This window comes from Gilvimarinus sp. DA14 (assembly GCF_024204685.1).
In the GTDB taxonomy this organism is placed as follows: Bacteria; Pseudomonadota; Gammaproteobacteria; order Pseudomonadales; family Cellvibrionaceae; genus Gilvimarinus.
Genome location: NZ_CP100350.1, coordinates 748,320 through 775,193, shown reverse-complemented (window position 1 = coordinate 775,193; position 26,874 = coordinate 748,320). Strand labels below are relative to the sequence as shown.

Annotated in this window: 26 protein-coding genes and 1 tRNA gene; 19 read left to right on the top strand and 8 right to left on the bottom strand. The window is 52.7% G+C overall.

The window, feature by feature from the left end; genetic code table 11:
* The first annotated feature begins 13 nt into the window (after window positions 1–13).
* The 5 genes from NHM04_RS03265 to NHM04_RS03245 all read left to right on the top strand — a co-directional run bounded on the left by NHM04_RS03265 (window position 14) and on the right by NHM04_RS03245 (window position 5,037).
* Window positions 14–694: a hypothetical protein gene (locus NHM04_RS03265; RefSeq protein ID WP_254265623.1), complete on the top strand. Its 681-nt coding sequence runs from the start codon at window positions 14–16 to the stop codon at window positions 692–694.
* 114 nt (window positions 695–808) lie between these two features.
* A complete protein-coding gene (gene tsaB / locus NHM04_RS03260; RefSeq protein WP_254265622.1) occupies window positions 809–1,501 on the top strand; it encodes a tRNA (adenosine(37)-N6)-threonylcarbamoyltransferase complex dimerization subunit type 1 TsaB in 693 nt (230 codons plus the stop codon).
* Between the two features lie 34 nt (window positions 1,502–1,535).
* On the top strand, window positions 1,536–2,864 hold the full coding sequence (locus NHM04_RS03255) for a M18 family aminopeptidase (protein ID WP_254265621.1): 1,329 nt from the start codon (window positions 1,536–1,538) through the stop codon (window positions 2,862–2,864).
* Window positions 2,861–3,997, top strand: a complete 1,137-nt coding sequence (locus NHM04_RS03250; protein ID WP_254265620.1) for a DUF3524 domain-containing protein — start codon at window positions 2,861–2,863, stop codon at window positions 3,995–3,997. Before NHM04_RS03255 ends, NHM04_RS03250 begins: the two co-directional genes overlap by 4 nt.
* A 32-nt stretch (window positions 3,998–4,029) precedes the next feature.
* Window positions 4,030–5,037 (top strand): tryptophan--tRNA ligase, encoded by a 1,008-nt coding sequence (locus NHM04_RS03245; protein ID WP_254265619.1) that lies wholly within the window; start codon window positions 4,030–4,032, stop codon window positions 5,035–5,037.
* Here the strand turns inward: NHM04_RS03245 and bioA are convergent.
* From bioA to NHM04_RS03230, 3 genes are all read right to left on the bottom strand, one after another.
* Window positions 5,027–6,316 (bottom strand): adenosylmethionine--8-amino-7-oxononanoate transaminase, encoded by a 1,290-nt coding sequence (bioA, locus tag NHM04_RS03240; protein WP_254265618.1) that lies wholly within the window; start codon window positions 6,314–6,316, stop codon window positions 5,027–5,029. The genes NHM04_RS03245 and bioA overlap by 11 nt on opposite strands.
* Before the next feature lie 86 nt (window positions 6,317–6,402).
* Window positions 6,403–7,968: a PAS domain-containing methyl-accepting chemotaxis protein gene (locus NHM04_RS03235; RefSeq protein ID WP_254265617.1), complete on the bottom strand. Its 1,566-nt coding sequence runs from the start codon at window positions 7,966–7,968 to the stop codon at window positions 6,403–6,405.
* A gap of 22 nt (window positions 7,969–7,990) precedes the next feature.
* Window positions 7,991–8,746, bottom strand: a complete 756-nt coding sequence (locus NHM04_RS03230) for a flagellar brake protein (protein WP_254265616.1) — start codon at window positions 8,744–8,746, stop codon at window positions 7,991–7,993.
* Window positions 8,747–8,966: 220 nt separating this feature from the next.
* Here NHM04_RS03230 and ttcA point away from each other — a divergent pair, with 220 nt between their 5' ends.
* From ttcA to NHM04_RS03215, 3 genes are all read left to right on the top strand, one after another.
* Window positions 8,967–9,857 (top strand): tRNA 2-thiocytidine(32) synthetase TtcA, encoded by an 891-nt coding sequence (ttcA, locus tag NHM04_RS03225; protein ID WP_254265615.1) that lies wholly within the window; start codon window positions 8,967–8,969, stop codon window positions 9,855–9,857.
* A 69-nt stretch (window positions 9,858–9,926) separates the two neighbouring features.
* Entirely contained in the window at window positions 9,927–11,027 is a 1,101-nt protein-coding gene (gene ald, locus NHM04_RS03220; RefSeq protein ID WP_254265614.1) for an alanine dehydrogenase, read from the top strand.
* Between the two features lie 8 nt (window positions 11,028–11,035).
* Complete coding sequence (locus NHM04_RS03215) at window positions 11,036–13,477, top strand: bifunctional diguanylate cyclase/phosphodiesterase (RefSeq protein ID WP_254265613.1); 2,442 nt, start codon at window positions 11,036–11,038, stop codon at window positions 13,475–13,477.
* Here NHM04_RS03215 and NHM04_RS03210 read toward each other — a convergent pair.
* The 5 genes from NHM04_RS03210 to flgA all read right to left on the bottom strand — a co-directional run bounded on the left by NHM04_RS03210 (window position 13,474) and on the right by flgA (window position 16,073).
* Window positions 13,474–14,184 carry a 16S rRNA (uracil(1498)-N(3))-methyltransferase gene (locus tag NHM04_RS03210; protein WP_254265612.1) on the bottom strand — a complete coding sequence of 237 codons (711 nt, stop codon included), beginning with the start codon at window positions 14,182–14,184 and terminating at the stop codon, window positions 13,474–13,476. The genes NHM04_RS03215 and NHM04_RS03210 overlap by 4 nt on opposite strands.
* Before the next feature lie 14 nt (window positions 14,185–14,198).
* Window positions 14,199–14,275: transfer RNA gene (locus NHM04_RS03205), tRNA-Arg, on the bottom strand.
* 88 nt (window positions 14,276–14,363) lie between these two features.
* Entirely contained in the window at window positions 14,364–14,840 is a 477-nt protein-coding gene (locus NHM04_RS03200; RefSeq protein WP_254265611.1) for a flagella synthesis protein FlgN, read from the bottom strand.
* Window positions 14,841–14,901: 61 nt separating this feature from the next.
* On the bottom strand, window positions 14,902–15,216 hold the full coding sequence (gene flgM, locus NHM04_RS03195; RefSeq protein WP_254265610.1) for a flagellar biosynthesis anti-sigma factor FlgM: 315 nt from the start codon (window positions 15,214–15,216) through the stop codon (window positions 14,902–14,904).
* Window positions 15,217–15,362: 146 nt separating this feature from the next.
* Window positions 15,363–16,073 carry a flagellar basal body P-ring formation chaperone FlgA gene (gene flgA / locus NHM04_RS03190; protein WP_254265609.1) on the bottom strand — a complete coding sequence of 237 codons (711 nt, stop codon included), beginning with the start codon at window positions 16,071–16,073 and terminating at the stop codon, window positions 15,363–15,365.
* A gap of 205 nt (window positions 16,074–16,278) precedes the next feature.
* Between flgA and NHM04_RS03185 the strand changes: the two genes are divergently transcribed.
* The 11 genes from NHM04_RS03185 to flgJ all read left to right on the top strand — a co-directional run bounded on the left by NHM04_RS03185 (window position 16,279) and on the right by flgJ (window position 26,874).
* On the top strand, window positions 16,279–17,232 hold the full coding sequence (locus NHM04_RS03185) for a chemotaxis protein CheV (protein ID WP_254265608.1): 954 nt from the start codon (window positions 16,279–16,281) through the stop codon (window positions 17,230–17,232).
* Window positions 17,233–17,301: 69 nt separating this feature from the next.
* On the top strand, window positions 17,302–18,162 hold the full coding sequence (locus NHM04_RS03180; RefSeq protein ID WP_254265607.1) for a protein-glutamate O-methyltransferase CheR: 861 nt from the start codon (window positions 17,302–17,304) through the stop codon (window positions 18,160–18,162).
* A gap of 184 nt (window positions 18,163–18,346) precedes the next feature.
* A complete protein-coding gene (gene flgB / locus NHM04_RS03175; protein ID WP_254265606.1) occupies window positions 18,347–18,748 on the top strand; it encodes a flagellar basal body rod protein FlgB in 402 nt (133 codons plus the stop codon).
* 12 nt (window positions 18,749–18,760) lie between these two features.
* Window positions 18,761–19,201: a flagellar basal body rod protein FlgC gene (flgC, locus tag NHM04_RS03170; protein WP_254265605.1), complete on the top strand. Its 441-nt coding sequence runs from the start codon at window positions 18,761–18,763 to the stop codon at window positions 19,199–19,201.
* Window positions 19,202–19,211: 10 nt separating this feature from the next.
* Complete coding sequence (locus tag NHM04_RS03165; RefSeq protein ID WP_254265604.1) at window positions 19,212–19,928, top strand: flagellar hook assembly protein FlgD; 717 nt, start codon at window positions 19,212–19,214, stop codon at window positions 19,926–19,928.
* A 40-nt stretch (window positions 19,929–19,968) separates the two neighbouring features.
* A complete protein-coding gene (locus NHM04_RS03160; protein WP_254265603.1) occupies window positions 19,969–22,341 on the top strand; it encodes a flagellar hook-basal body complex protein in 2,373 nt (790 codons plus the stop codon).
* A gap of 241 nt (window positions 22,342–22,582) precedes the next feature.
* Complete coding sequence (gene flgF / locus NHM04_RS03155; RefSeq protein ID WP_254265602.1) at window positions 22,583–23,326, top strand: flagellar basal-body rod protein FlgF; 744 nt, start codon at window positions 22,583–22,585, stop codon at window positions 23,324–23,326.
* A gap of 37 nt (window positions 23,327–23,363) precedes the next feature.
* On the top strand, window positions 23,364–24,149 hold the full coding sequence (gene flgG / locus NHM04_RS03150; protein ID WP_254265601.1) for a flagellar basal-body rod protein FlgG: 786 nt from the start codon (window positions 23,364–23,366) through the stop codon (window positions 24,147–24,149).
* A 16-nt stretch (window positions 24,150–24,165) separates the two neighbouring features.
* The gene (gene flgH / locus NHM04_RS03145; RefSeq protein ID WP_254265600.1) at window positions 24,166–24,852 is read left to right on the top strand and encodes a flagellar basal body L-ring protein FlgH; all 687 of its coding nucleotides are present in this window, start codon (window positions 24,166–24,168) and stop codon (window positions 24,850–24,852) included.
* A 10-nt stretch (window positions 24,853–24,862) separates the two neighbouring features.
* Entirely contained in the window at window positions 24,863–25,963 is a 1,101-nt protein-coding gene (locus NHM04_RS03140) for a flagellar basal body P-ring protein FlgI (protein WP_254265599.1), read from the top strand.
* Complete coding sequence (gene flgJ, locus NHM04_RS03135) at window positions 25,963–26,874, top strand: flagellar assembly peptidoglycan hydrolase FlgJ (protein ID WP_254265598.1); 912 nt, start codon at window positions 25,963–25,965, stop codon at window positions 26,872–26,874. The genes NHM04_RS03140 and flgJ overlap by 1 nt, the downstream gene beginning before the upstream one ends.

Sequence of the window (26,874 nt, the reverse complement as noted above, 5' to 3'; positions counted from 1 at the left end):
TAGGAGATAGAAAATGGCCAGAGTTGCGAAAAAAGCAGCGCGCAAAGCGCCGGCAAAACGTAAATCCGTAACCCGAAAATCCCCTAAGCGCGCAGCGTCAACGTCAGTTGATCCAGCTGTAGCAAAAATCCAAACTGCTGTTGATAAGGCACAAGCGCAGCTCGATGAGCACAAGAAAAAGCTTGATGCGGCGCGTAAGAAAGCACAGGCTGCAAAAACAAAAGCGGCAAAAAGTGGTAAAGCTGTTGATAAGCGTGCAGCTAAAACGGCCGCAAATGGCGTTACCAAAGCGAATGAAAAAGCCAGAACCTTGCGTGCCAATTTAGCTGAACAGAAAGCGCGTCTGGCAAAAGAGAAAAGTCTGGCGGCGGTGCGTTCTCTTGAAGCCGCAAGCAAAGCGAAATTGACAGAATTGGAAGAGCGCTTGTCTAGTCGCGCCAGCAGTGATTTGGAAAAGGCAAAAGCTGCATTTGAGGCCAAGTGGTTGAAGGCCCGGGCGAAAGCGGATGCACAAAAAGTAAAAACCGCTTCGCGCAAGTTGCAGGCGAAGGCAAAGGCTGCGGAAAAAAAGGCGAAGGCCAAGATGCGTGCCATCGAGCGTAAAGAGGCGGCTAAAGCTAAAGCCAAAACTCGCAAGGCTCCGGCTAAACGCAAAACCACAGCGCGCCGTGGACGCCCTGCCAAAAAAGCATAGTTTTACCCTCCAAGCCCCTGCATTGTAGGGGCTTTTTCTTTCTCGAACCCTTCCCCGAGCTTGGTGACAATTGCGCGATCTGTCAAAATAGGCGTTTTCGAACTGGAAACCCCTATGACTAAACTTCTCGCATTAGATACGTCGGGCGATGCCTGTTCTGTAGCTCTGTGGCACGATGGCCAGGTGCGCGAGAACTTTGAGTTGGCTGCGCAAAGCCACACTCAGCGCGCCCTGCCTATGATTGACGAGCTACTGGAGCAGGCCGGCATCACGTTGCAGCAAATTGATGCACTGGCAATTGGTGCTGGCCCCGGATCATTTACCGGTTTACGTATTGGTATGGGGGTTATTCAGGGATTGGCATTCGCCTGCGACAAGCCCGTGATTGCGGTTTGTACTCTGGAAGCGTTGGCTTGGCAGGCGCTTCTGGACAATCCCGATGCCAATGTTGTTTTGCCGGCATTGGATGCCCGTATGGGAGAAGTCTACTGGGGGCTTTACAGGCGGGCTGACCCAGATAGATTGACTGAACTTAGCCCGCCTGCCGCGACAGATCCTTCTCAGGTTGCCGCTGCTTTACCAGAGCTGGGCGAGCCTATATTGGGAGCTGGGGGCGGATGGAAGCTGCAGCCTCTGCAGGCTTGCGCCGCTCGCTACGACAGCGATGCCTTACCTCGGGCTGCGGCCGTGGTAGAGCTCGCTATTCAGCGCTGGCGTGAAGGCCAGATGCAAGATGCTCTAACAGTGCAGCCGAAATATGTCAGAGATACTGTTTCCTGGAAAAAACGCGAGCGCATTCGCTCCTAGAGCCGGTTTACCGTTCCTACCATCGAGATACGTTATGAATGAGCAAGACACCACTGTATTCAATCAAGGGTTAATTGACTTTGTTAGCGCTTCGCCAACGCCGTTTCATGCAGCCGCGTCTATGGCTAAAAAATTGCGTGATGCCGGTTTCAGTGAGCTGAAAGAGTCAGAGCATTGGTCGTTAGAGCCTGGTGGCCGGTACTATGTGATTCGCAATGATTCTTCTTTGATCGCGTTTATTCACGGTCGTGAGCCGCTGGTGGATGCGGGAATTAGAATGTTTGGCGCTCATACTGATAGCCCCTGTTTAAAGGTCAAGCCCAATGCCCGGATTATCAGCTCCGGTTATTATCAGTTAGGCGTCGAAGTGTATGGCGGTGCTTTGTTGGCGACCTGGTTTGACCGCGATCTGTCCATTGCCGGGCGGGTAAGCTTTCGCTCCGCCAGCGACTCGCCCGAGAGCCGTTTGGTTGATTTCAAGGCGCCTATTGCCATGGTGCCAAGTCTTGCGATTCACCTGGATCGTGAAGCCAACCGCAATCGCAGCATTAATGCGCAAACCGATATCCGCCCAATACTGATGCTTGCCGATGACAATCCCGATCAGTTCACTTTTGCAGCATTATTGCTGGCGCAACTTCAGTCTCAGTATCCCGATATTGATGCCCGAGAGATTCTCGACTTCGAATTGTGTTTGTATGACACACAAGCTCCCGCTGTTGTTGGTCTGCGCAAAGAATTTATCGCCAGTGCCAGGCTGGACAACTTGCTCAGCTGTTATGTTGGTCTTGAAGCGCTGTTAGACGCAGGTGATGAGCAGAGTAGCCTCTTGGTGTGTACGGATCATGAGGAAATCGGCAGCGCCTCGGCCTGCGGCGCGAAAGGTCCAATGCTGGAACAATTTCTTCAGCGGTTGGTGCCAAATACCAGCGATCGCCTGCGCGCTCTGGATGCTTCTATGATGATTTCTGCCGACAACGCCCACGGTGTTCATCCTAACTTTGCGCAGAAACACGACGCCGAGCATGGCCCGGTGTTAAACCGTGGGCCGGTGATTAAAATTAATGCCAACCAGCGTTACGCTACCACCAGTGAAACCAGTGCCCTTTTTAAGATGCTGTGTTCAGAGGCCGAGGTCGGGGTGCAGAGCTTCGTTTCACGTACGGACATGGAATGCGGTAGTACGATCGGACCGATTACCTCAGCTGAAGTTGGTGTTAAGACATTGGATGTAGGTGTTCCGACTTTTGCAATGCACTCAACCCGCGAGCTGGCCGGTACCGAGGATGCACACGCCTTGTACAAAGTCGCGCGGCAGTATTTTGCCAGGCCGCAAGCTCCCGGTCGTTTCGCTGGCCGGTGAGGGTACTAGTCATATCCGGTTACGACGCCGCTAGCCACAAGCGCTGGCGGCAAGGGCTGGAGGTCGCCTTGCCGGATATAGCGTTTACCCATATTGCTCTGCCGCCACGCTATTTTAGTTGGCGTATTCGCGGCAACAGTCTTTCCCTGGCAACGCTCTACCGCGACTCGCTTGAGGCTCAGTACGATGTATTATTAGTGACGTCCATGGTGGACTTATCCAGTTTGCGCGGCATGGTGCCTGCGCTGGCAGGTTTGCCTACACTAGTGTACTTCCACGAGAACCAGTTCGCTTATCCCCCGAACGAAAATCAAACGCCTAGCGTCGAGCCGCAAATTGTGACGCTTTATGCGGCGGTTTGCGCTGACCGTGTAGTATTTAACACTGAATTTAACCGCAGCAGCTTTTTATTCGGAGTGAAGCAACTAATGGCAAAATTGCCTGATTTGGTTCCCCAGGGACTGGAGCTAGAGCTTGCGAAAAAATCACGGGTGATTCCCGTCCCCCTCGAAACGGAGCTTTACCATGACAAAGTCGGGGGGCAAAACGAAAAACCGCAAATGGTGTGGAATCATCGCTGGGAATACGATAAAAACCCGGATTTACTCTTGGCTGCCTTAAAGCTTTTGCAAAAACATTATGGTGGTCATCTGCCTTTTACCTTGCATGTGGTGGGGCAGAGATTTCGCACCGCGCCCCCGGCTTTTGCAAAAATAAAGTTGTTACTGCAAGAGACCGGGGCGTTGGGCCAGTGGGGCTATATGGAGGACTTGGCAGGATATCGCGCGCTGTTACAGAGCTGCCAATGGGTCTTATCAACGGCGGACCATGACTTTCAGGGCCTGTCGGTATTGGAAGCCGTTGCGGCGGGCTGTGTGCCGGTGCTGCCCAGGCGCCAGGTCTATCCAGAATTTTTCGACCTGGATTACTGTTACAACGTCACCGGCGATCTAAATACAGACGCCCGGAGTCTTGCCGATAAGTTGCTCGTGCAGCTGCAGCAGACGGCGGATGGCAACCCCCTGCGGCATGCGCCTGACGTTTCAGACTTGAGCTGGTCAAGGCTTGCTCCGGTATATCGCAGTCTGCTGACCGACCTTGCTACACATACCGGCAAAGGGTCTGTATTATAGGCCCCCGCTTTTGAACCAACGAAGAGAGTCTGATGAGCAAGCAACGAGTACTGACCGGTATCACCACCACAGGGACGCCGCACCTGGGTAACTATGTGGGGGCCATTCGCCCAGCGATTGCCGCCAGTGAAGACCCGTCCTTTGAGTCGTTTTATTTTCTCGCCGATTACCATGCATTGATCAAATGCCATGATCCGGAGCGTGTAGAACAGTCGCGTCGGGAAATTGCGGCGACCTGGCTTGCGCTGGGCTTAAATACCGACAAAGCGGTTTTTTATCGTCAGTCAGATGTGCCTGAAATTACTGAGTTGTGCTGGTTTCTCACTTGCATGGCGGCCAAAGGCCTGATGAATCGCGCCCATGCTTACAAAGCGGCAGTGGCTGCTAACGAAGAGGCGGGCGAAGATCCAGACTATGGCATTACTATGGGTTTGTACAATTACCCGGTGTTAATGGCGGCGGATATTTTAATGTTCAACGCCAATAAAGTTCCTGTGGGCAAAGACCAGATTCAACATATCGAGATGGCACGCGATATTGCGGCTCGTTTCAATCATCATTACGGTGAACACTTTGCGCTGCCCGAGGCGGTGGTAGATGATAAAGTGGCCACCTTGAATGGCCTTGATGGCCGCAAAATGAGCAAGAGCTACAACAACACCATTCCTCTGTTTTTAACAGAAAAACAGCTGAAAAAGCACATCAATAAAATTAAAACCAATTTGCTTGAGCCGGGCGAGGCGAAAGACCCGGATACCTCAACGGTATTCCAAATTTGGGAGGCTTTCGCCAGTGACACTCAAGTGGCTGAAATGCGCGATAAATTCGCCCAGGGCATTGCCTGGGGTGAGGCCAAGCGAGAGCTTTTCGAGCTGATTAACGGTCAAATAGGCGAGGCGAGAGAAAAGTATTTCGACTTGATGGAGCGTCCTGCAGACATCGAAGAGATACTTCAGGCCGGCGCTGCCAAAGCTCGTGAGCACAGCGCACCTTTGTTAGAAAAGGTGCGCCGCGCCGTTGGTTTAAAGCCTATGATTTGAGTTTACTAACGACCCGGTAAATACCCTGTGTCAGCGTGGTCAGGTCCGCCTCGCTGATGCAGTAGGGCGGCATGATGTACACCAGTTTGCCGAAAGGCCTGACCCAGATTCCCTGTTCCACAAAGGCCGGTTGCAGTTGCTCCAGTGCTTGAGCCTTGTGTAGCTCTACCACGCCTATCCCTCCCAGCACCCGTACATCTGCCACTGCTTTGAGCTTGCGGCAGGCATCCAATTCTATCTTCAGCTGTGTTTCGAGGCGCTTTATATTGGCTTGCCAATCGTTTTCCAGCAGCATATCGATGCTCTCGCAGGCCACTGCACAGGCCAGCGGGTTGCCCATAAACGTTGGGCCGTGCATAAACACTCCAGCCTCGCCGCGGCAAATACCCTCACTGACCTTATCGTTGCACAGAGTCGCCGCTAGGGTCATATAGCCGCCGGTCAAGGTTTTGCCCAGGCAGAGAATGTCGGGGCTGATATCAGCGTGCTCACAGGCAAACAACTTGCCGGTGCGGCCGAAGCCGGTGGCGATTTCGTCGGCTATGAGCAGCACATCGTGTTTATCGCACAACTCGCGCAGCGCCTTGAGGTAGTCGGCACTGTACATCCACATGCCGCCCGCCCCTTGAACAATGGGTTCAACAATCACCGCGGCCACATCTTTTTTGTTCTCAAGCAAGTGCTGAATACTGGCTATATCCTGAGGTTGCAGCGTCTCGCCAAAGCGCGCCTGAGGGCGCTCGGCAAAATACTGCTGCATCAGGTTTTCGGCGAATAAATGATGCATTCCGGTCACCGGATCGCACACGCTCATCGCGCCGAAGGTATCGCCGTGATAGGCATTTTTCAGTGCAATAAAACGATGCTTTTGCGGTTGTCCCGCTGAATGCCAATATTGCAGGGCCATTTTCATAGCCACCTCGACGCTCACCGAGCCGGAGTCCGATAAAAAGACCTTGTTTAAGCCGGCAGGGGAGTGTTTAACCAGCTTTTCGCACAGCCGCACCGCGGGCTCGTGGGTCAGACCTCCGAACATCACATGGCTCATGGCCTCGGCCTGCTCGTTAAGGGCGCGATTAAGGCGCGGATGATTGTAGCCATGCAATACGCTCCACCAGGAGGACATGCCGTCAATCAGCGTGCGGCCGTCATGCAAATACAGCCTCACGCCTTCGGCGCGCTTTACGGCGAAGGTCGGAGTCGGATTTAAAAATGATGAATATGGGTGCCAGACATGTTCGCGGTCCAGCTCGAGTACTTGTTCGTTGGATAAATGCATAACTTTTAGCCCAATCGATCAGTCGGGCGCCTTTGCGTGTCAGAGGCGCCCAAGGCTAAAAGGCTTAGTCGTTTATGTCCAGTGTACTATTGGAACCGTTTCACTAACTCAAACTGGTTTTGCGTTAATGTGGCAACCGCTTGGTTAAGGCGATCCGCTTCTTGGATTTGCGATTGCGCCGATTCCGCAATATCAGTGATATTGCGGGTATTTCGATCAATATCGCTGGCGCTGGCTGACTGCTGTTCCGCCGCCGCGGCAATTTGATGGGACATCTGATCGATGGTCTCCACGGCTCCGGCAATTGACTGCAGGGCCTGGGTGATTTTCTCCATTTCAGTGTTGCTGCGCTCCACATGGGAATGGCAGTCCTGCATCTGGTCATCGGCGAGAGTGGTGGTCTGGGTGAGTTCTGCGATCATTCCCTGGATATCTTCAGTCGATTGTTGGGTGCGCTGAGCCAGGGTGCGTACCTCATCGGCCACTACGGCGAAGCCGCGCCCCTGTTCTCCAGCTCGGGCGGCCTCGATCGCCGCATTGAGCGCTAACAGGTTGGTTTGCTCGGCAATACCCCGAATCACATCCACCACAGAGCCGATGTTGCGGCTGCGCTCGATTAAACGGTTCAGTACCTCACTTAATCCGCCCACAGTATTAGATAAGTCGCCAATGGCGGCCCCGGCGCTGACAATTACAGTGCGGCCGCGCTCTACCTCTTTTAACGCCTCGCGGGTAGCGCTGGAAGTTTGCGTGGCCCCAGAGGCTACTTCTTGTACTGCAAGGCTCATCTGGCTCATGGCATGAGCGACATTGGCCGTTTGCTGGCGCTGTTCGTCGATATGAGAGAAGGTTTGCTCGGCTTGCTGACGGGCTTCCTTGGCATGTCTGGCAACGTCTCCGGCAGAGGATTCAAAGCGGCCCAGCGCAGTGCGAAGCCTGGCGCGTTGGGCGATATTGGCCAGCATGATTTCCCCAATGGCATCGGCTCTGCCGGTATAGATAAAAGCGGCGAGTGGATCACTGTGGGTTTCGCGAGCGCGGTTAAGCGGCACTTTAAGCAGCAAACCTGCCCCCAAATGGGCGCATAGCGCTAGTGCTGCGGCGCTTACCGTGAGCGCCGTGATTGATAGGCCGGTGCCACTGAGAAAACCGATAGCGGTGAGCAGTAGCAGTGCCACCACAAAAGTCGCCACGGCCACTTGGCTGCGCTGCCAGATTTTAACCGCTGCAGAGCAGTAAGATTTACCTTGTCGCAAGCGGCTGTAGCATTGCTCAGCTCTTTGCACCAGCGTGGAATCAGCGCGTACCCGCACTGATTCATAACCTGTGGTTTTTCCACCTTCGCCCACCGGAGTGACATAGGCGTCGACCCAGTAATGATCGCCATTTTTACAGCGGTTTTTTACTAGCCCCATCCAGGCATTGCCCTGCTTTAAGGCCCCCCAGAGCATGGCAAAGGCGTCGCTGGGCATATCTGGGTGGCGCAGAATATTATGTGGCTGGCCGATTAGCTCGGATTCTTCAAAACCGCTTATTGTGCAAAAGGTGTCGTTGCAGTAAACGATTTTACTGTTTAAGTCGGTGGCAGAGACGATTTCTTCGCCGGGTTTTACTGGAACTTCTTTTTGAGTGACCGGCCCATTGTTACGCATGGTTTTTCCCTTAGTGTTGCAGTTAGGCTGCTGATCTTTCGCTGCTGCGATATAGATCAGACAGGCGCTGTAATTGGCTTGCCAGCGCTCTTTGTGTGCTTAGCGGAATATCGGCAAATGCCACGCTCACTTGAGTGTGACGGTATGGGGTGGTGACAACCCGCGCCGATTTTACGTGCGCCTGCGTACTTATATGTAGCTTGCCTAATTGAAATTCGCAAAGGGGCAAGAAGGCTTCGCGATGTAATGAGCCAAGATGATTGCCTGGCAGCGCCAGGCGCATCCCCCCGCCAGATAAGTTGATAATGTTCACTGTTTGCGGTTCGCTGCCGACGCTGCGCACTTTTGCTTTTAGCGGCTCGCCCGGCAGGGTGAATCTTTCCCAGCTGCGACGCGGGCGGTAGTGTATTTCGTGCGGTAATAAACAGGCAATCTCCCGGCGCGGCGCGGCCGTGTCCAGCCGTTCCAGGGTCATGCTGATGATCTCGTCCCCATGGCGTTGTTCTATTATCAGTTTCTCGGCTACGTTTGCGCTCAAGTTGTTCGGATTCAACTCATCCAGCCAGATCAGCCCGCGCGCTTTGTCCACCGCCAACACCATGCTTTGGTAGCTGGTTTCGATGCCCGGAATTTTTACTCCGATAAACTGGCGCTTACTGTACCAGAGCTCTAGCTGCGCTAGTGCTTGCAAAGAGCAGGGTGGGGGACTGCTCGCGCTGGACGTTTGCGGTTTGGGAAGTTCGCTCTTTTTACTGAATAGGCGACTAAGCAGTGACATAGGTGCGTCTCAGATGATGAATTAGCGGGTTAATACCGCCAGAGCAAAGGCTGTGCCATTGGGCTGTCGGCCACGCACCGCCTGGGCTGCACGCAATTCGGGTAAAACGCTGGACGCTTATCCGGCAAACTGGTGCCGCCCGGCGGCAAAGACAATTCCATCCTCTGGGTAAAATCCGTACAATGGCGCCCCGAATTCAAGACAGGTTGGAAAGCATTGCATGAGCGACACGGCATCTGAAGCGGCAACGCGCAAAGAGCGGCTGGAATTTAACAAGTTGCAAAAGCGCCTGCGACGGCAGGTGGGCTCGGCCATTGCTGACTTCAATATGATTGAAGAGGGCGACAAAATAATGGTGTGCCTGTCGGGTGGCAAGGACTCCTATGGCATGCTCGATATTTTACTCAGTCTGCAGAAAACCGCACCGGTAAATTTTGAGCTGGTGGCGGTCAATATGGACCAAAAGCAGCCGGGCTTTCCTGAACATGTGCTTCCTCAATACCTGGATGCTATTGGTATTGATTATCACATCGTGGAAAAAGATACCTACAGCATCGTCAAAGAAGTTGTACCAGAGGGAAAAACCACATGTGGTCTCTGCTCGCGACTGCGCCGTGGCACGCTTTACAGTTTTGCCGATGAAATTGGGGCCAATAAGATCGCTCTTGGCCACCACCGCGACGACATTATCGAAACGTTATTTTTGAACATGTTTTACGGCGGTAAATTGAAGGCTATGCCCCCTAAATTGTTGGCCGATAACGGCCGCAATGTGCTGATTCGACCCTTGGCCTACTGTAAAGAAAAAGATTTAGCGGCCTTTGCCGAAGCCCGTGACTTTCCGATTATTCCCTGCAATTTGTGTGGGTCGCAGGAGAATTTACAGCGCCAGGTGATCAAGCAAATGCTGGGCGATTGGGAAAAATCACATCCGGGTCGGGTTGAAACTATTTTTACCGCCATTTGTAATGTCGCGCCGTCGCAATTGGCCGATCGCAATCTGTTTGACTTTGCAGGCTTGTCCCCTCAGCAGACTCAGCCTGACACGGCAGACTCCGGCCAGGGAAAGCCCTATGCGGGGCCAGCGTTTATTAACGCCATGGAGATATAACACCTCTATACTGAAGGTATATCGCTCAGGCTGCCTTGAGCCGATGATCCATAACTTCAGGAGGTTGTAGTGCGAATTGGTGTACCCCTTGAGATTAAAAGCGAAGAGTATCGGGTTGCCCTGACGCCGGCTGCGGCGGCTGAACTGATTGCTGCGGGGCACAGCATATTTGTGCAGGCATCAGCGGGTGAGGCCAGTGGCTTTAGCGATGCCGAGTACGCTGAGTTGGGTGCGCAAGTGGTATCCGAGGCAGGTGAAGTGTTCACCGCAGCCGAGCTGATTGTTAAAGTAAAAGAGCCCCAGGCGCACGAGTGCAGACTGCTCAAACCCTCCCATAAATTGTTTACCTTTCTCCATTTGGCCGCTTCCCCTGACTTGGCGCGCAGGCTATGCGATATTGGTGTCACCGCCATTGGTTACGAAACCGTCGCCGATGAAGCTGGGCACCTGCCACTGCTGACACCTATGTCTGAGATTGCCGGGCGTCTGGCGGCTCAGGCCGGGGCGCATTATCTGGAAAAGCCCCAAGGCGGGCGCGGCATACTCCTGGGTCAAGTGGGCGGAGTGCCAGCCGCGCAGGTGACCGTTATCGGTGGAGGTATTGTGGGTACCCAGGCGGCGCGCGTGGCGCTGGGCTTGGGCGCCAGGGTCAGTGTTTTGGACACTTCGCTGGCACGCTTGCGGCAGCTTGATGAGCTTTTTGCCGGCAGAGTATCTTTAGAGTATGCAGCACCCGCGCGCGTCGCAGAGCTGGCGGCGCAAAGTGATATGTGTATTGGTGCTGTGCTCTTGCCGGGGGATAGGGCACCGCAATTGCTCAGTCGAAAGCAGGTTGCGCGGATGCGCCCGGGCAGTGTGCTGGTGGATGTGGCCATTGATCAGGGCGGTTGCTTTGCAACGTCTCAGCCGACCACACACACTCGGCCAGTCTATGAAGTGGACGGCGTGTTGCATTATTGCGTCGCTAATATTCCTAGTGCCGTGGCGCGAACGTCGACAATAGCGCTGTGCCATGCGACACTTCCGCTGGTAAAGATTTTGGCGCAAACGGGATTGTCGCATCCCCAGCTGCGGGCAGGTATAAATATTGAGCAGGGGAGGATTGTGCACCCTGTTGTTGCCCGCGCAGTGACCCAAGCTTGGAAATCGACGGCGCCATCTGAGGATTGAGCACAATAATGAAAGATAATTCGCCTTCATTTTTCGAAGGCATATCATTTCAACTGGCTAAGATCGGCATTATTTTGGCTTTTGTGGTGAGCTTTGTGATTAGCTCACTGCAGGTGTATATCGATTACAAAGCTCAATCTCGCGAGTTGGAGCAACTTATCGATCATGTGGTCGAAGTTGCCACCCCTCCAGCCGCTCGCGCCGTGCATACTTTGGATAACGATCTCGCCCTTGAAGTGGTCAACGGCCTGTTGACCTACCAGTTTATTGACGAGGTGGTAGTAAAAGACGAGCGCGGTAACATCCTTGCCGAAGTGCGCCGAGAACACTCCCACGAAGATGTCAGCTGGCTTAGCACTGTTGTCGCTGGAGAGGATTTTACCTACGCCTCTCAGCTCAAGGTCCCCGGCTATGGCCTTCAGGGCGCGGGTGAAATCATTTTTCGGGTTGATAAAAGCCTTGCCTTAGCGAGTTTTTACCGCCGCTCTGAAGTGAACCTGCTAGTGGGTATACTGCGCAATTTTCTGTTCGTGGTGCTTCTGTTTATTGCCTTTTACTTTATTCTTACCAAGCCTTTGGTGCGCCTATCCCAAGAGATTAATTCAATCGATCCAGACCAGCCCGGTGTCAGAAGACTAACCCCCTTAAAGGCACACCGCCGCGATGAGCTGGGTACGGTGATCAGTAGCAGTAACCAGTTATTGGATGTGGTTGAATTGTCTCTTGCCAAGCGACGGGCGGTCGAGTTGGCGCTGCGCAAAAGTGAGGAGCATCTCAGGCAAATCGTCGATAGCCTACCGGTGCTTATTGGTGCGCGAAATATCGAGGGGTACTATCTGTTCGCCAATAAAGCGCTGGCAGATACCCTGGGTTATACCCCGGAGCAAATGCGCAACGTGCATGTGCGGCAGTTACTAAAAGATTCCGTCCTGGACGTAGACACTATTCTCGCTAATGATTTGCGCGTTATTCGTGACGCTGAGGAGGTCGATGTCATTGAAGAGAGCTTTGTCGGTGCAGACGGCTCTCAACTGTATTTGCAAACTCACATGATGCCGCTGGATTACTACGACGAGAAAGTCAGCTTGGTGGTCTCGGTTGATGTAACAGAGCGAAAGAATGCGCAGGCCAAAATGGAGTACATGGCCCATCACGACGCACTTACCGGCCTGCCGAACCGGCTGCAATTGGTTGAAAGGCTCGAGCACGAAGCAAAGCGGGCTCAACGTCATGGGTATTATGGTGCGGTACTGTTTATTGACCTAGATAAGTTCAAAAATATCAACGATTCATTGGGACACCCGGTAGGTGACAGGATGTTGCAAGAGGTGTCTCGCCGGCTGCAGTCCTCGGTACGAGAGGAAGATCTGGTCGCCCGTCTCAGCGGTGACGAATTTGTGGTAGTTCTGACTGTACTGGATCAAAATATTGACACAGCTGCGTTAAAGGCTGGTGAAATCAGCGAAAAAATACGCTCTTTAATCTGTGTTCCGTATCTACACGAGGATATGGAGTTACGTGTAACTTGCAGTGTTGGGGTGGTTATCTATCCCGATAAAAACAACAGTGTGCACGAATTACTTCGCTATGCAGATACTGCTATGTATCAAGTGAAAGAGACTGGGCGCGATGCGATTGAGTTCTTTAACGAAGAAATGGCGCATAAGGTTAGTCGTCAATTGGTGCTGGAGGGCGATTTACATCGCGCGCTCGAGGACCGTCAGTTTGCCCTGCATTATCAGCCTAAAATTGATGTAGTTACTGGCAATGTGGTTGGCGCTGAGGCTCTCTTGCGCTGGCATCATCCGGAAAAGGGAAATGTTTCCCCGCTGGAGTTTATTCCAGTGCTGGAAACGTCCGGTTTGATTTTACAAGTAGGACATTGGGTTATTGAGCAGGCCTGCAGCGACTTAGAGTCTTGGATTGACCGGGGGCTTTGGCGTGAAGGTATGAGGCTTAGTGTTAATATCAGCCCACGGCAATTTCGTCGCGATCGCTTTGCCGATGATGTTATACAAACATTGGATAAATACCACTTGCCCTTCGATGTGTTGGATATGGAGGTAACCGAAGGTATTGTCATTCAGCAGGTAGATGAAACCATTGCCACTATGACCCGCTTACAAGCCCACGGGGTAAGCTTTTCCTTGGATGATTTCGGCACCGGGTATTCGTCTATTAGTTACTTAAAGCGCTTGCCTGTAGCAACACTAAAAATTGATAAGAGTTTTATCCGCGATATTATCGTTGATCACAGTGATCGAGTGCTGGTCGAAACCATTATTACCATGGGGCGCTTGTTGGAGCTCGAAATTGTAGCAGAAGGGGTTGAGCAGTTAGAGCAGCTCGATATTCTGCGCGATTATGGCTGTCACTGTTATCAGGGCTTTTATTTCAGCCCTGCGGTGGGAAAAGATCGGTTTGAGTCGTTCCTTGCGGATAAGGCTTAGCTCAAGCGCCCAAGCAAATACGGAATGGCTGTTTCCACACGCAGTATGCGTGGCCCCAGAGTAACCCCCTGAAAGCCTCTTTGGCAAAAACTATTCAGTTCTTTATCGAGAAAGCCACCCTCTGGCCCAATGGCTAAAACCAGAGGTTCTTGTATCTGGTAAGGGCAGGGGTGCTCAACATAGGGGTGAGCGATCAGCTTTTTATCTTCACCGCAATAGTTTTCAAGCTGATCTTCTATAAAAGGACGAAACCGCTTGGCAAAGGTTATTTGCGGTAATTGTGTGTCACAGCTTTGTTCCAGGCCCAGGATTAGCTCCTCGGTTAACTTCTGTGGTGTTAACTGCGGGGACTGCCAGTAGCTTTTCTCTACCCGTGCACTTTGCAGTAATACGATATCTTTTATTCCCAAGGCGGCCATATTTTGCAGGCTGCGTTTGAGCATCGGGGGGCGGGGAAGCCCGAGGATAACGCGTATTTTTGCCGCGCAAGGGGGCGCTTGGTTTAGCTCAATGGCCAAGGTGATGGCTTCTGTGCTGAGCTTGGTGATAATCCCGCTGCCGATATGGCCGCCCAGTAAACCAACTTTTAAACTGTCGCCGATACGCGCCTTTTGTATACGGGTGATATGTTCGATGCGCCGCGCATCACGAATCTCGGCGATGTTTTCTGAGCGTAAATCTTCGGGTAATAGCAGAATTAGGTTCATAGGCGCCTTAAAAGTGGCGCCCCGGAGACGATTTGAACGTCCGACCTGCCGCTTAGGAGGCGGCTGCTCTATCCAACTGAGCTACCGGGGCATATTGGCTAAGGGCATTTTGTGCGCCTCAAACAACGGGGCGCTATTGTAAAAAAAATTGCCCGTTAACGCCATGCCCCAACATATGGTCAGGCTTTGACAACAGTATTGGACAAAGAGCTATTAGTGGTGCCGCCTTTGGCGTTGTACAGCTCGCTGGATTCCGTTTTACCTTTGATTAAATTGACTAAGCGTTTAAGGGTCTGCTGCGAGCGGCCAATCAACTTACCATTGATCTCATTGCGCTTTTTGCAGTGCGCCAGTGTTTGCTGGAGCTCTTCCCAAGCGGAAATCATAGGTGTTAATTCAGTTTGATTTTGCATATAGCTTAACCAGCCGTTACTGTCGGCAGGTAGCGATAAGCTTTTCAGTAGCGCGGTTCGTTCGCCGGCATGCGCCTCGAGAATATTGATGTATTCCGATTTGGCTTCTACCAACGTAGCGAGCGCCTCATGATCACGCTGCTTAAGGATTTCTGACTCTTGCTGTAATAGAGTTAACAGTTGCTCAGCAGCTTGTTGGTCGCGTGCGAGCATTTCCCGCACAAGTTGGGGATTGACTGACATAAGTTATACCTCGGGCGAGGAGTGAGGTAGGTTGGGGCCACCTCAATCCAGGCTTTTAGTGTTAGCCGAGCAGGTCGTCTTGCGCCAGCATGGCTTCGGCCAGGCGCTCAGCGTTAATTTCGAAGCGGCCCTCGGCAATCGCCTGTTTAACAGCGGATACTTTGTCGCTGTTAACCTCGGATGCACTGCCAATTGCTGCTTCAAGTTTATTCAGGCTCTGGGCCTCGGAGCTTAACACCACGCTCTCCGAACTCCTTTCCGGACTTTGAGTTGCACGGTTGCCCGCGTCGCTGCGGTTTGCCGTGTTTGAGGTGCCACTGCCCCTTTGGGTAAGTGTGCTGCCCGGCTTTACGGTGTTACTGGTATCGATAGCCATAATTTTCCCAACCTTACATTAATTACATGACCGAAACTTATGTCACGAGACGGCAGTTGCACGTCTCGCTTATCCGCTATCGGCGGGGGTCTCGATAACTTTAGTGCGATTAATAACTTTTTTGTGCACCACTGCCCACTTTATGGCTAAAAGTTGGCCGCGACCCGCCCTTGCGAGACGATATGGGCGCGAATGATACGCTCTGAGCTCAAATTACGCACCCGAATCTGCTCACCGATGCGGCCACTCGACAGGGCCTCGGCCTGTGTGGCGACACTAATGGCGCCACTGCCCGACTCTAAAGTGACCACATCGCCTCGGTTGATCGCCAGTGGCTCCTCAACCAGCGCTGGGCGAAAGGGTTCGCCGGCTTCTATAGGACGCTTGAGCTGTTTGCCAATCAACCTCTGGTTGTCCGTAAAGTAGCCAGACCTGAGATCGGAACCCGGCATCATGACTATTTCTAGATCGCTCTGGCTGATGACCTCTTGTCGCCCCATTCCTCGGCGAGCGACGAGAATTTGGCGGTAAATATCCACCTGGGCTCCCAGATAAATTTTCCATGGGGCCTGGCCGTCGCAGCGTGCCAGGACACTAACAGAGCCGCCGTCGCCGGTTAAATCGCGCACCTCGAAATCTATGGGTTGCGAGCAATTGGCCAGTTTTAGGCGTCTGTCCAGCGCCGCAACGTCGATTTCGACTCGCTCGGAGTGCTCGCCATAATGCCGCTGCAGGTAGTTGTGCGCCTGTTTTAGCAGGGCGCTTAAGTCATGATGCTCAGCGGCCTGTAGCGACTTGACGCTGCCTGCGGTGACGACCAGCAAGATAATGGCGCAAAAATTTCGTACCAGCGTCATAGTGTCCTATCCTAATAAAGACGGCGCGATGCTTTAATAACAGCTAAACTCCGTCAAATTTCAGCCGATAACTGGTTAATACGGTTGAATTAGCAAGGTTTGTGCCTGCAGACGAAAGTCTTAAACCTAAACTGGCAGCGACAGCTGAACCGATAATAATTGAGTGAGGGTGGCCCCCATTCTTTAGCGTAATAATGAGGTCCGTATGGCTGGTGTACTAGATAGCGTCAATCAAAGAACCCAATTGGTGGGGCAAAACCGGCTGGAGCTGTTGTTGTTCCGGCTCTCGGGCCAGCAACTCTACGGCATCAATGTCTTCAAGGTAAAAGAGGTATTACAGTGCCCCAAGCTGAATGAAATACCGGGGCGCAGTGGTGTTGTGCGCGGCGTTGCGCATATTCGCGGCGGCACTATTCCGATTTTGGATATGAACCTCGCGATCGGTCGCAAGCCGTTGGAAGATATCGAAAACTGCTTTGTGATTATCACCGAATACAACCGGACTTCGCAGGGCTTTTTAGTTCGCGGCGTCGAGCGCATCGTCAATATGAACTGGGGTGACATCCACCCGCCGCCGCAGGGGGCAGGTAAAGAGCACTACTTGACCGCGGTGACAGAAGTAGATGACAAGCTGGTGGAAATTGTCGATGTTGAAAAAATCCTCGCCGAGGTTTCGCCCATCAGCGAAACGATCAGCGCCGGGGTGGTGGAAGATGGCCTGAGTGAGCGCGTAGTCAAGAAGCAGATTTTGATCGTGGACGACTCCACCATTGCCCGAAAACAAATTCAGCGGGTGGTGGAATCCATGGGTATAGCCACCACCGTGAAGAAAGACGGCCGGGAGGCGATTGAGTTTTTGCATTCACTGCTGGAGGATGGCAAGGACCCGCTCAATGAGCTGATTATGATTATCTCAGATATTGAAATGCCGGAGATGGATGGTTATACATTCACCGCCGAAGTGCGAGCAAACCCCCAGTTGAAGGATATGTTCATTATATTGCACACGTCCTTAAGCGGTGTATTTAATGCCGCCATGGTGAAAAAGGTAGGGGCGGACGATTTTCTGGCCAAGTTTCACCCGGATGAATTGGCCAAGCGAGTCAACGATCGGGTACTGGCTATTACCGGTGAAGATCTTTTGTCTGAAAGTGAGTAAAATCAGCGAATTAGACGCTTTAGTTCATCTAAAACGTTCGCTAGGCGAACGTGTCAGGCAGGGTCGTTTATGAGTAGCCAGTTCCGAGGTTCTGAGCAGCAAATGGAGCAGGCGGAGTTTGATCACTTCCGCCAGTTTTTGCAGGATGCCTGTGGCATTGCGCTGGGAGAAAATAAGCAATACCTGGTCACCAACCGGGTACGACGGTTGCTGGAGGAGCACGGGCTGCACAGCTTCGGCGAGCTTATCACCGAGTTAAAACGCAATTCGAATCGCAGTCTGCGTGATCAGGTTATCGATGTGATGACCACTAACGAGACGTTTTGGTTTCGCGATACCTATCCTTTTGAGCATTTAAAAAACAAGTTATTGCCGGAGCTAATGGCGCCGGCTAATCGCATGTACGGGCCTGTGCGTATTTGGTCGGCAGCCTGTTCTTCTGGCCAGGAGCCTTACTCTTTGAGCATGACGGTCGAAGAGTACAAGCGCAAAGCCATGGGCACCCTGAGCCGACCGGTGCAAATTGTCGCGACTGACCTTTCTTCGATTGTTTTGCAGCAGGCGCGCCTGGGCGAATATGACCGATTATCCGTGATGAGAGGTTTATCGCCGGAGCGCCGGGATATGTTTTTCGACGCTGTCGATGCCAGTCGCTGGCGGGTCAAGCCCATTTTGCGAGACAAGATCGAGTTTCGACCGTTAAATTTGCTCGATTCCTACGCCGCACTCGGTCGGTTTGACGTAGTGTTTTGCCGCAATGTCCTGATTTACTTTAACGCCGAGCTGAAAGCCAAAATTCTGCAGAAAATCCACGCCAGCCTCAAACCTGGCGGGGTACTTTTTTTGGGATCTTCAGAGGGGGTAGGGCAGCTTGGGCATTTGTTTGAGATGGTTCGTTGCGAGCCCGGAATCCTCTATCGCGCACTGTAGTTCTCTCAATCGGCAAAGCGGCAACTGCTTACCGCTTTGCCGTGCCCGCCTCTCCCGCTTTGCTCCAGGTCACCATTTGAAAATTTAAAAAACATATATAAATCAATATCTTGAGTGGTTTTGTTGTTGCTGGCACAGCCTGTGCTATAGGTTCCTCAGAACTTATTTTTTAACAGGTGCGGCAATGGCAATCTCCTTTCAGCAGGCCTTAGGCATTCACGAACCGGCACTGGCGCTCAGAGCGCGTCGTGCCGAGGTGTTGGCGAATAACCTGGCTAATGCAGACACCCCCGGCTTCAAAGCGCGCGATTTTGATTTTAAATCAGTGCTGGCCGAGCACACCGGCGGCTCACGCACGGTGTCTATGGCGCAGACCGCCGAGGGACACCTGCAGCTCAATAACGGTTCGCCTTCCAGCCAACACCTGTTGTATCGCACTCCCCAGCAGCCCTCCATCGATGGCAACACCGTGGAAGACCAGGTGGAACACGCTGAATTTATGAAAAACGCTTTAGATTTTCAGGCCAGCTTTATGATGCTGAACAAAAAGTTCAAAGGGCTGAGCAAAGCCCTTACCGGCCAATAACAGGAGGCTTATATGTCACTCGCGAATATTTTTGATGTGGCCGGCAGCGGCATGAATGCACAGAGTCTGCGTCTTAATACCACTGCCAGTAATCTGGCCAACGCACAGTCGGCGGCTTCCAGTGCCGGCGATGTGTACCGCTCCAGGCAGCCTGTATTTGCGGCCTTGGCTCGCGATGCCATGAGCCAAGGGCTCGCCATTGACGGCGCTGACCAGCGCGCTAGTGCCGGGGTGCAGGTGATGGGTGTGGTTGAAAGTGATGCGCCCTACGAGCAGCGCTACGAGCCTAATCATCCACTCGCCGACGAAGAGGGGTATGTGTTTTATCCCAACGTTAATGTGGTTGAAGAAATGACCAACATGATCTCGGCCTCGCGTTCTTTTCAGGTGAATGTCGAGGTGATGAACGCCGCCCGGCAAATGGCCCAGCGCGTTCTGACCATGGGGCAGTGAGGAAACGCTAATGACCACAGTCAACAATGATGGCAGTGCGGCGGCCAATATTCTCAGTAATTTGAGTATTAAAGAGAAAGAGCCCGAAACCAAAACCAACGAGCTGGGGCAATCGGCCTTTCTTGAGCTCATGATTACCCAAATGAACAATCAGGACCCGCTGAACCCGCAGGAAAACAGTGAGTTTATCGCCCAGCTGGCTCAGTTTAGTTCCGTGGAAGGCCTGGAAAAACTCAACAGTCAGTTCGAGGCCTTTAGCGGCAGCTTTATGTCGAACCAGGCATTGCAGGCTTCCAGTCTGGTGGGCACATCTGTGTCCGTGCCAACTGAAACCACACAGCTGATGCCAGGCGGCATCGTGGCCGGTTCGGTCGATCTGGAGCAGTCTACCTCGGATTTACGGGTCAATATTTACGACGAGGGCGGTTCCCTGGTGGGGCAGGTCCCTCTGGGGTCGCAGCCCGCCGGTGAGCTGGTGTTCCGCTGGGATGGTCAGTACATGGAGGTGAACGGTGAGCTGCTGGATTGGAGCATGGGAGAGGAGGCCGCTTCGGCAGGTGATTACCGCTTTGAGGTCAACGCCAATGTCGATGGCCAAACCGAGCAGCTGGCGACCTCACTAAGCGCCAATGTCAATAGTGTAACTCTGGGTACGAACGGCGAAATTATTCTTAACCTCGCCGGGGTGGGCGCCGTGGATATCGGCCAAGTAACGCAATTTAACTAATTAAAATCTGTGGTGTTCCTAATACGGGAGAAGCAAAACCATGCCATTTAACACAGCGCTAAGCGGTATTCGTGCCGCCAATACAGACTTAGAAGTCACGGGCAATAATATTGCAAACGCCAGCACCACGGGGTTTAAAACCTCTCGGGTCGAGTTCGGCGATGTCTACGCCAGCTCGCTGCTGGGCAGCACCTCGAATACACCAGGTGCCGGGGTAACGGTACAGAATATTCGCCAGCAGTTTAGTCAGGGCAATTTGAACTTTACCGATAATCAGCTGGATTTGGCGGTTAACGGCGGTGGCTTTTTCGTCGTTGATAACGGCGGTGATCAGTTGTTTACCCGCTCTGGCGCTTTTGGTTTGGATAAAGACGGTTTTGTCGTGACCAACACCGGCTTTAACCTGCAGGGCTATGCCGCCGATGACGACGGCAATATCAGCGGTATTCTCAGTGATTTGCAGGTGGATGTAAGCACCCAGGCGCCGCGCCAAACAACGGGTGTGGATGCGTCTTTAAACCTGAATGCGAATCAGCAGGTGTTGGAAACCGTTGGGCTGAGCTTCGAAACCGATGGGCCTGCAGTGGGCGTGTCGCAAGTGGGCTTGAAAGATGAAAAGACCACATCTATGCCGGTGGCGGATACCACGAGCTTTACCTATCCGGTGACCTTTGGCCCGGCCGATACCTTTGATATTACCCTGGCAGATTCGCTACCGGCATCCACCAATGGCACTGTTACGGTGAATCTCGACGGACAGGTCGTCGATAACGAACAAGAATTGGTTGATGCCATTAACAATGCGATATTCTCCAGCGGCGCAGTCAATGTTCAGGCTGTGTTAAATGGTACGGATGTTGAAATTCAGGATATTTCCGAAGGCGTGGCGAGCACCATAACCATTGCCACAGCCAGTGGTAACTTTAGTGCGGGCAACTCAACGGCCAATGGTGTGCAGGGGGAGCCAGCGGCGGATAATGGTTACTTGTCGCAGCAGCTTGAAATTTCCGGGCCAGATGACTCCAGCGTAACCTTCACCTCCGAGGCTGGTGCGTCGGCCGCACAAACAGCCTCAGAGCTGAATGCGCTGCCCGGTATTACCGCCACCGCCACTACCCAAGCGATCGTGCAGCAAGCGGGCTTTAATAACCCCAATGGCAATTTGCAGCTCAACGGGGTGGCACTTTCGTCACTTACTTTGCCCGAACTTGCCAATGAGATTAACGAGCTCTCTACCTCGACTCTGCCCGGCGTCACGGCAGAGGTAAACACCGCGGGTAATCTTGTTATCACCTCGTCTGTAGGTACCGATTTAAAGTTTGCCTTTGATTACGACTTTGTCGCCCCGGGGGCCGAGAGTATTACCGTGGATGGTAGTGACGGCGCCGGCTCATCGCAAACCTTAACCGCGCCAGCTGCGCCGGGTGATGACGAGCAAACCATTGTTGTTGGTGGCCAAATTTCGGTGTTGATGGATGAGGGCTACGAAATTGCCGGCAGTAACCCGGCGATCGGCAACCTGTTTTCTCCGTTTGCACCCACCTCGTTTACTGAGGTTCCGGTGAATCAGTTTGATCCAAATGACCAGTCTACCTACAACCATGCAACCTCCAATACAATTTTTGACAGCATGGGTAACCCCCATGTGATGACTCAGTATTTTGTCAAACAACCCTACGATCCGGCCGATGCCAGCACATCGCCCAACCACTGGGTAATGTATGTACAAGTTGATGGGCAAGAGGTTGGGGATCCAGATCCAACCTTACCGCCACCGGAAAACACTCTGCCAACAAGGGCGTCGTTTAATGTCCATTTCAATCAGGACGGCTCATTAAACGAATCTTTGACCGATAGTATGCTGATTTCAAACTGGACCCCGCTGGATGAAGATGGCAATGAAATCGGCGCCTTTGGTCCCTTAAATGTGTTGCAGGGTGGTACCGTGCCCGTGCCCGAGCCCCCTTCAAGCTCTAACTTCGTGATTGATTTGGCCGGCTCGACGCAATTCGGCGCTGAATTTGCGGTAGAGCAGTTGGATCAAAACGGCTACACCACCGGTCGGTTGTCGGGTCTGGACGTTAATGATTCGGGAATTATTTTTGCCCGCTTTACCAATGGTGAGGCTCAGGTGCTGGGGCAGGTGGCGCTTGCCAACTTCAACAATGTTGAAGCGCTAAAGCCGGTGGGCGATACCATGTGGGCGCAAAGCGCCGATACGGGTGAAGCGATTATCGGCACGCCGGGTTCTGCTTCTTTGGGCAGTATCAACTCGGGAGCTCTGGAAGAGTCGAATGTGGATCTGTCTTCTCAGTTGGTTAACCTGATTATTGCACAGCGCAATTTCCAGGCGAGCGCTAAAACCATTGAAACGGCAAACCAGACCACTCAAACAATTATCAACCTGCGTTAATTTGCAGCAGGCGGCAATGGGGCGGAAGCCCTTTGCCGCCGCTGCCATTTCCTTCCTACTGAAGTATCGGTATTCATTTCTTGTGTTGTTGTTAGTCTGTTGGGGCTTTCAGTAACTGTCTGATTTTATTTGAATAAAAATATTTATCCGCCTGTTTTTGCGCGCTGGCACAGCGCTTGCTGTATCCCCTTCAGAACACACTTTTGTTAGTCAAAGCGACAAAAAACCAGCGGAGTCAACCATGGACAAAGCGCTCTACATTGCCATGACCGGGGCCAAGCACAACATGAAAGCCCAGGCCAATCACGCCAATAATATGGCCAATGTGAATACCACCGGCTTCCGAGCCGATTTTGCCCAGGCCCGCTCTATGTCGGTCTATTACGGTGATGGTCATCCCACTCGCGCCTACGCCCTGAGTGAATCACCAGCAACGAATTTTGACCAAGGCCCGCTCAAGCAAACAGGGCGGGACCTGGATGTCGCGATTAACGGCAATGGCTTTCTCGCGGTGCAAAGCCCAGACGGTGGCGAAGCCTACACTCGCGCGGGCGATTTACAGCTGGATGCCAACGGTTTGCTACGTACCGGTAATGGTTTGTTGGTGTACGGCAACAACGGCCCAATTGCACTGCCTCCGGTTGAAAAAGTCTCCATCGGTAACGATGGCACCTTGTCAATTGTCGCTCAGGGTGAAGGCCCGGAAACGCTGGTAGAGGTCGATAGGCTTAAGCTGGTTAACCCGGATCCGGCGCAAATGGAAAAGTTTGCCGATGGTTTGTTTCGCCATGGTGAGGTTCCGGTGTTGCAAGCCGACGCGGATGTTCAAGTCATCAGCGGCGCGCTGGAGGGCAGCAATGTAAATGCCGTGGAAGCATTTACCGAAATTTTAAGTTTGTCGCGTCAGTATGAGCTTCAAGTCAAGCTGATGAAGACAGTACAAGAACAATCTGAAAGTTCAGCACGCCTGCTACAGGTCTCTTAAGCGATCTTTCAATTTGTCATAACACGAGGTTACCACCATGCACGCTGCACTTTATGTCAGTAAAACCGGGCTCACAGCGCAGGACAAACAGCTGACCACAATCTCTAACAACTTAGCGAATGTGGGCACTGTGGGTTTTAAACGTGATCGCGTTACCTTTGAAGACCTGCTATATCAAACCCAGCGCCAGCCTGGCGCTCAGGCCAATCAGGACAATCAGTTGCCATCAGGGTTGCAGCTGGGTACCGGGGTTCGCGTTGTCGGCACACAAAAGCAGTTTACCGAAGGTAGCTTGCAGGTGACCGATCAGGCACTGGATGTTGCCATTAACGGCCGCGGTTTTTTACAAGTGTTGCGACCTGACGGCACCATCGCCTACACCCGCAATGGTCAGTTGCAGATTAACGGGGAAGGGCAGCTGGTAAACGCCGACGGGCTGCTCCTTGATCCGGCCATTAACGTGCCCGAGAACGCCAGCAAAATTACCATCAGTAATGATGGCGTCGTCAGTGCTTTTGTGGAGGGCGAAGTAGAACCTCAGCAGTTGGGCGATATCTTGTTGGCCGATTTTGTTAACCCTGCCGGCTTGCAAGCCATTGGTGGCAATCTGTTTTTGGAAAGTGTAGCCAGCGGCAATCCGCTGATTGGTGCGCCCGCCGAAAACGGTATGGGCAGCATTCAGCAAGGCATGTTGGAAAACTCCAATGTTGAGATCGTGCAAGAGATGGTGGATATGATTACCACCCAGCGCGCGTACGAGCTCAATTCAAAAGTGGTGTCCACTGCTGATCAAATGCTGCAGTACATCACCCAAACACTTTAAGGGTTGAGGTTTAGTCATGCTTGAGCGAAAACTACAAAAAGCCAGTATTGTTGTTGCCGCGCTGGTGGTGTCAGCCTGCGCTACTGGGCCGCGCCCCACCCCGGGGGACCCTTACTATGCACCGACAGTTTCGTCTCACGCAAAAGAGCCAACTACCACTAACGGCTCGCTTTATCAGCCTACGCAGGGCATGAGTCTATTTACCGATACGAAAGCGCGCAATGTAGGCGATATTATCACCATCATGTTGAGTGAGCGCACCGTATCCAGTAAAAGCTCGGGCGTGAATGTCAGTAAAGAAAGTTCTACCAATCTGCCAGCCGGCACCATTTTTGGTATGACACCGACACTGAATGGCTCGCCTTTCGATACCAGCATTAATCAGGACCGCGATTTTACCGGGGACGCCGGTGCAGACCAAAGCAATAGCCTAACCGGCAGTATCGCTGTGACAGTGGCGGATGTTCTGCCTAACGGTAACCTGATTGTACGCGGTGAAAAGTGGATGACATTGAATCGTGGCGATGAGTTTATTCGCATCAGCGGCATACTGCGCCCCGAGGATATTTCTCCACAAAATACGGTTTCATCGACTCGACTTGCCAATGCGCAAATTTCTTATAGCGGTACGGGTGAGCTGGCTAACTCTCAGAATATGGGCTGGCTATCCAAGTTCTTTAACAGTGGCTACTGGCCGTTTTAAGGAATCACTTATGAAAAAGCTTCTTGCGGTTGTCTGTATTGTTCTTTTACCCGTCAGCGCGGCGGCGGAACGGATTAAAGATATTGCCTCGGTAGCCGGGGTCAGAACCAACCAGCTGATTGGTTATGGCCTGGTTGTGGGCTTGGATGGTACAGGCGATCAAACTACGCAAAGTCCGTTCACCACGCAATCGTTCAACAACATGTTGAAGCAGTTTGGTATCACCATTCCCGAGGGCACGCGGATGCAAATGAAAAACGTCGCTGCGGTGATGATTCAGGCCGAACTGCCGCCTTTCTCAAAGCCCGGGCAAAAGCTGGATGTAACCGTGTCGTCCATTAGTAATGCGAAAAGTTTGCGCGGCGGTAGCCTGCTGATGTCAGAACTTAAAGGTGTGGATGGCAATACTTACGCGGTGGCGCAGGGTAGTTTAGTGGTAGGCGGCTTTGGTGCCGAGGGCGCAGATGGCTCCAGCATTACCGTCAACGTGCCAAGTGTAGGGCGCATTCCCGGCGGCGCACTAGTGGAGCGGGTGGTACCCAATAACTTCGCTGCAGGACAGCCCATTGTGTTTAATTTACACCATCCGGATTTTACCACCGCCAACCGTCTGGCCCGCGCGGTAAACGACATGCTAGGCCCCGAAGTGGCCAAGCCCATGGATGCCGTTTCGGTGCGCGTAAACGCTCCGGTTGATCCGGCGCAGCGCGTCGATTTTCTCGCCTTGTTAGAGAACATAGAAGTAACCCCTGGCGAAGAACCGGCCCGCGTGGTGATTAATTCGCGCACTGGCACTATCGTGGTTGGTCAGCATGTGCGCGTATCACCCGTTGCAATTACCCACGGACGATTAACCGTGTCTATCTCTGAAGATTATGAGGTTAGCCAGCCTGGCCCATTCACCCGTGGCGCGGAAACTGTGGTAACACCAAACTCGGGCGTGGAAATCGATGAGGAAGTGAACCCGATGTTTAAATTCGCACCGGGCGCAACCTTAGAGGACATTGTGAAAAGCGTGAACAACGTGGGTGCATCGCCTGCGGATTTAATGGCCATACTCGAAGCGTTAAAACAATCCGGCGCCTTAAAGGCCGATTTAATGGTGATTTAATGAAAAGCATCAGCAGCGGCTTAATCGAACAAAACGCGCAAGACACTTTCTTTAACAGTGCTGGTTTGGATGCGGTGCGCAAAATGGGCCGCAATGACGACCCGCAAGCACTGAAAGCGGTGGCGCAGCAGTTTGAGGCCATGTTCGTGCAGCAGATGTTTAAAAGCATGCGGGCGGCGAGTGAAGCCTTTTCTGAAGACAACTTTCTTAATTCGTCGGAAAGCCAGTTTTATCAGCAAATGTTGGATCAGCAACTCTCTCTCGAGCTGACCCAGGGGCGGGGCATGGGGCTTGCCGACGCTCTTTATCAGCAGCTACAACAGAGCTATGGCGAGCAAAAGTCTACCGTATCAGAGGTTGCCAGTAGCAACATAAACCGTACCGACGAGGTTTTACCGCAGGTGGCTGCGAGCCGCGCGGCTGGCAAACAAGGCGCAGAGCATCCGGACAATTTTGTGCAGAGCATTAAGCCCTACGCCAACTGGGCCGCCGAAGTCTTGGGTGTAGACGCAAAAGCACTGATGGCACAGGCAGCACTGGAAACCGGCTGGGGCAAACATGTGTTGCGTGACCCGCAGGGTAACAGTTCTTTTAATCTGTTTAATATTAAAGCCAGTGGCGGTTGGCAAGGGGATGTGGTTAGCCACAACACCACTGAGTATGAAAACAACACCCCTTACACAGAAAAAGCTGAATTTCGTCGTTATAACTCGCTATTCGAAAGCTTTTCTGATTTTGTAGATTTAATGCGTAAACCCCGCTATCGCGAAGCACTGGCAGCGGGTAAAGACGGCGCTATGTTTGCCGAGCAGCTGCAGCGGGCGGGCTATGCCACAGATCCGGATTACGCCGAAAAAATTCAAGCCATTATGCAGCGTTTGGATACGGCTACCAGTACGGGTGAGGGTTAA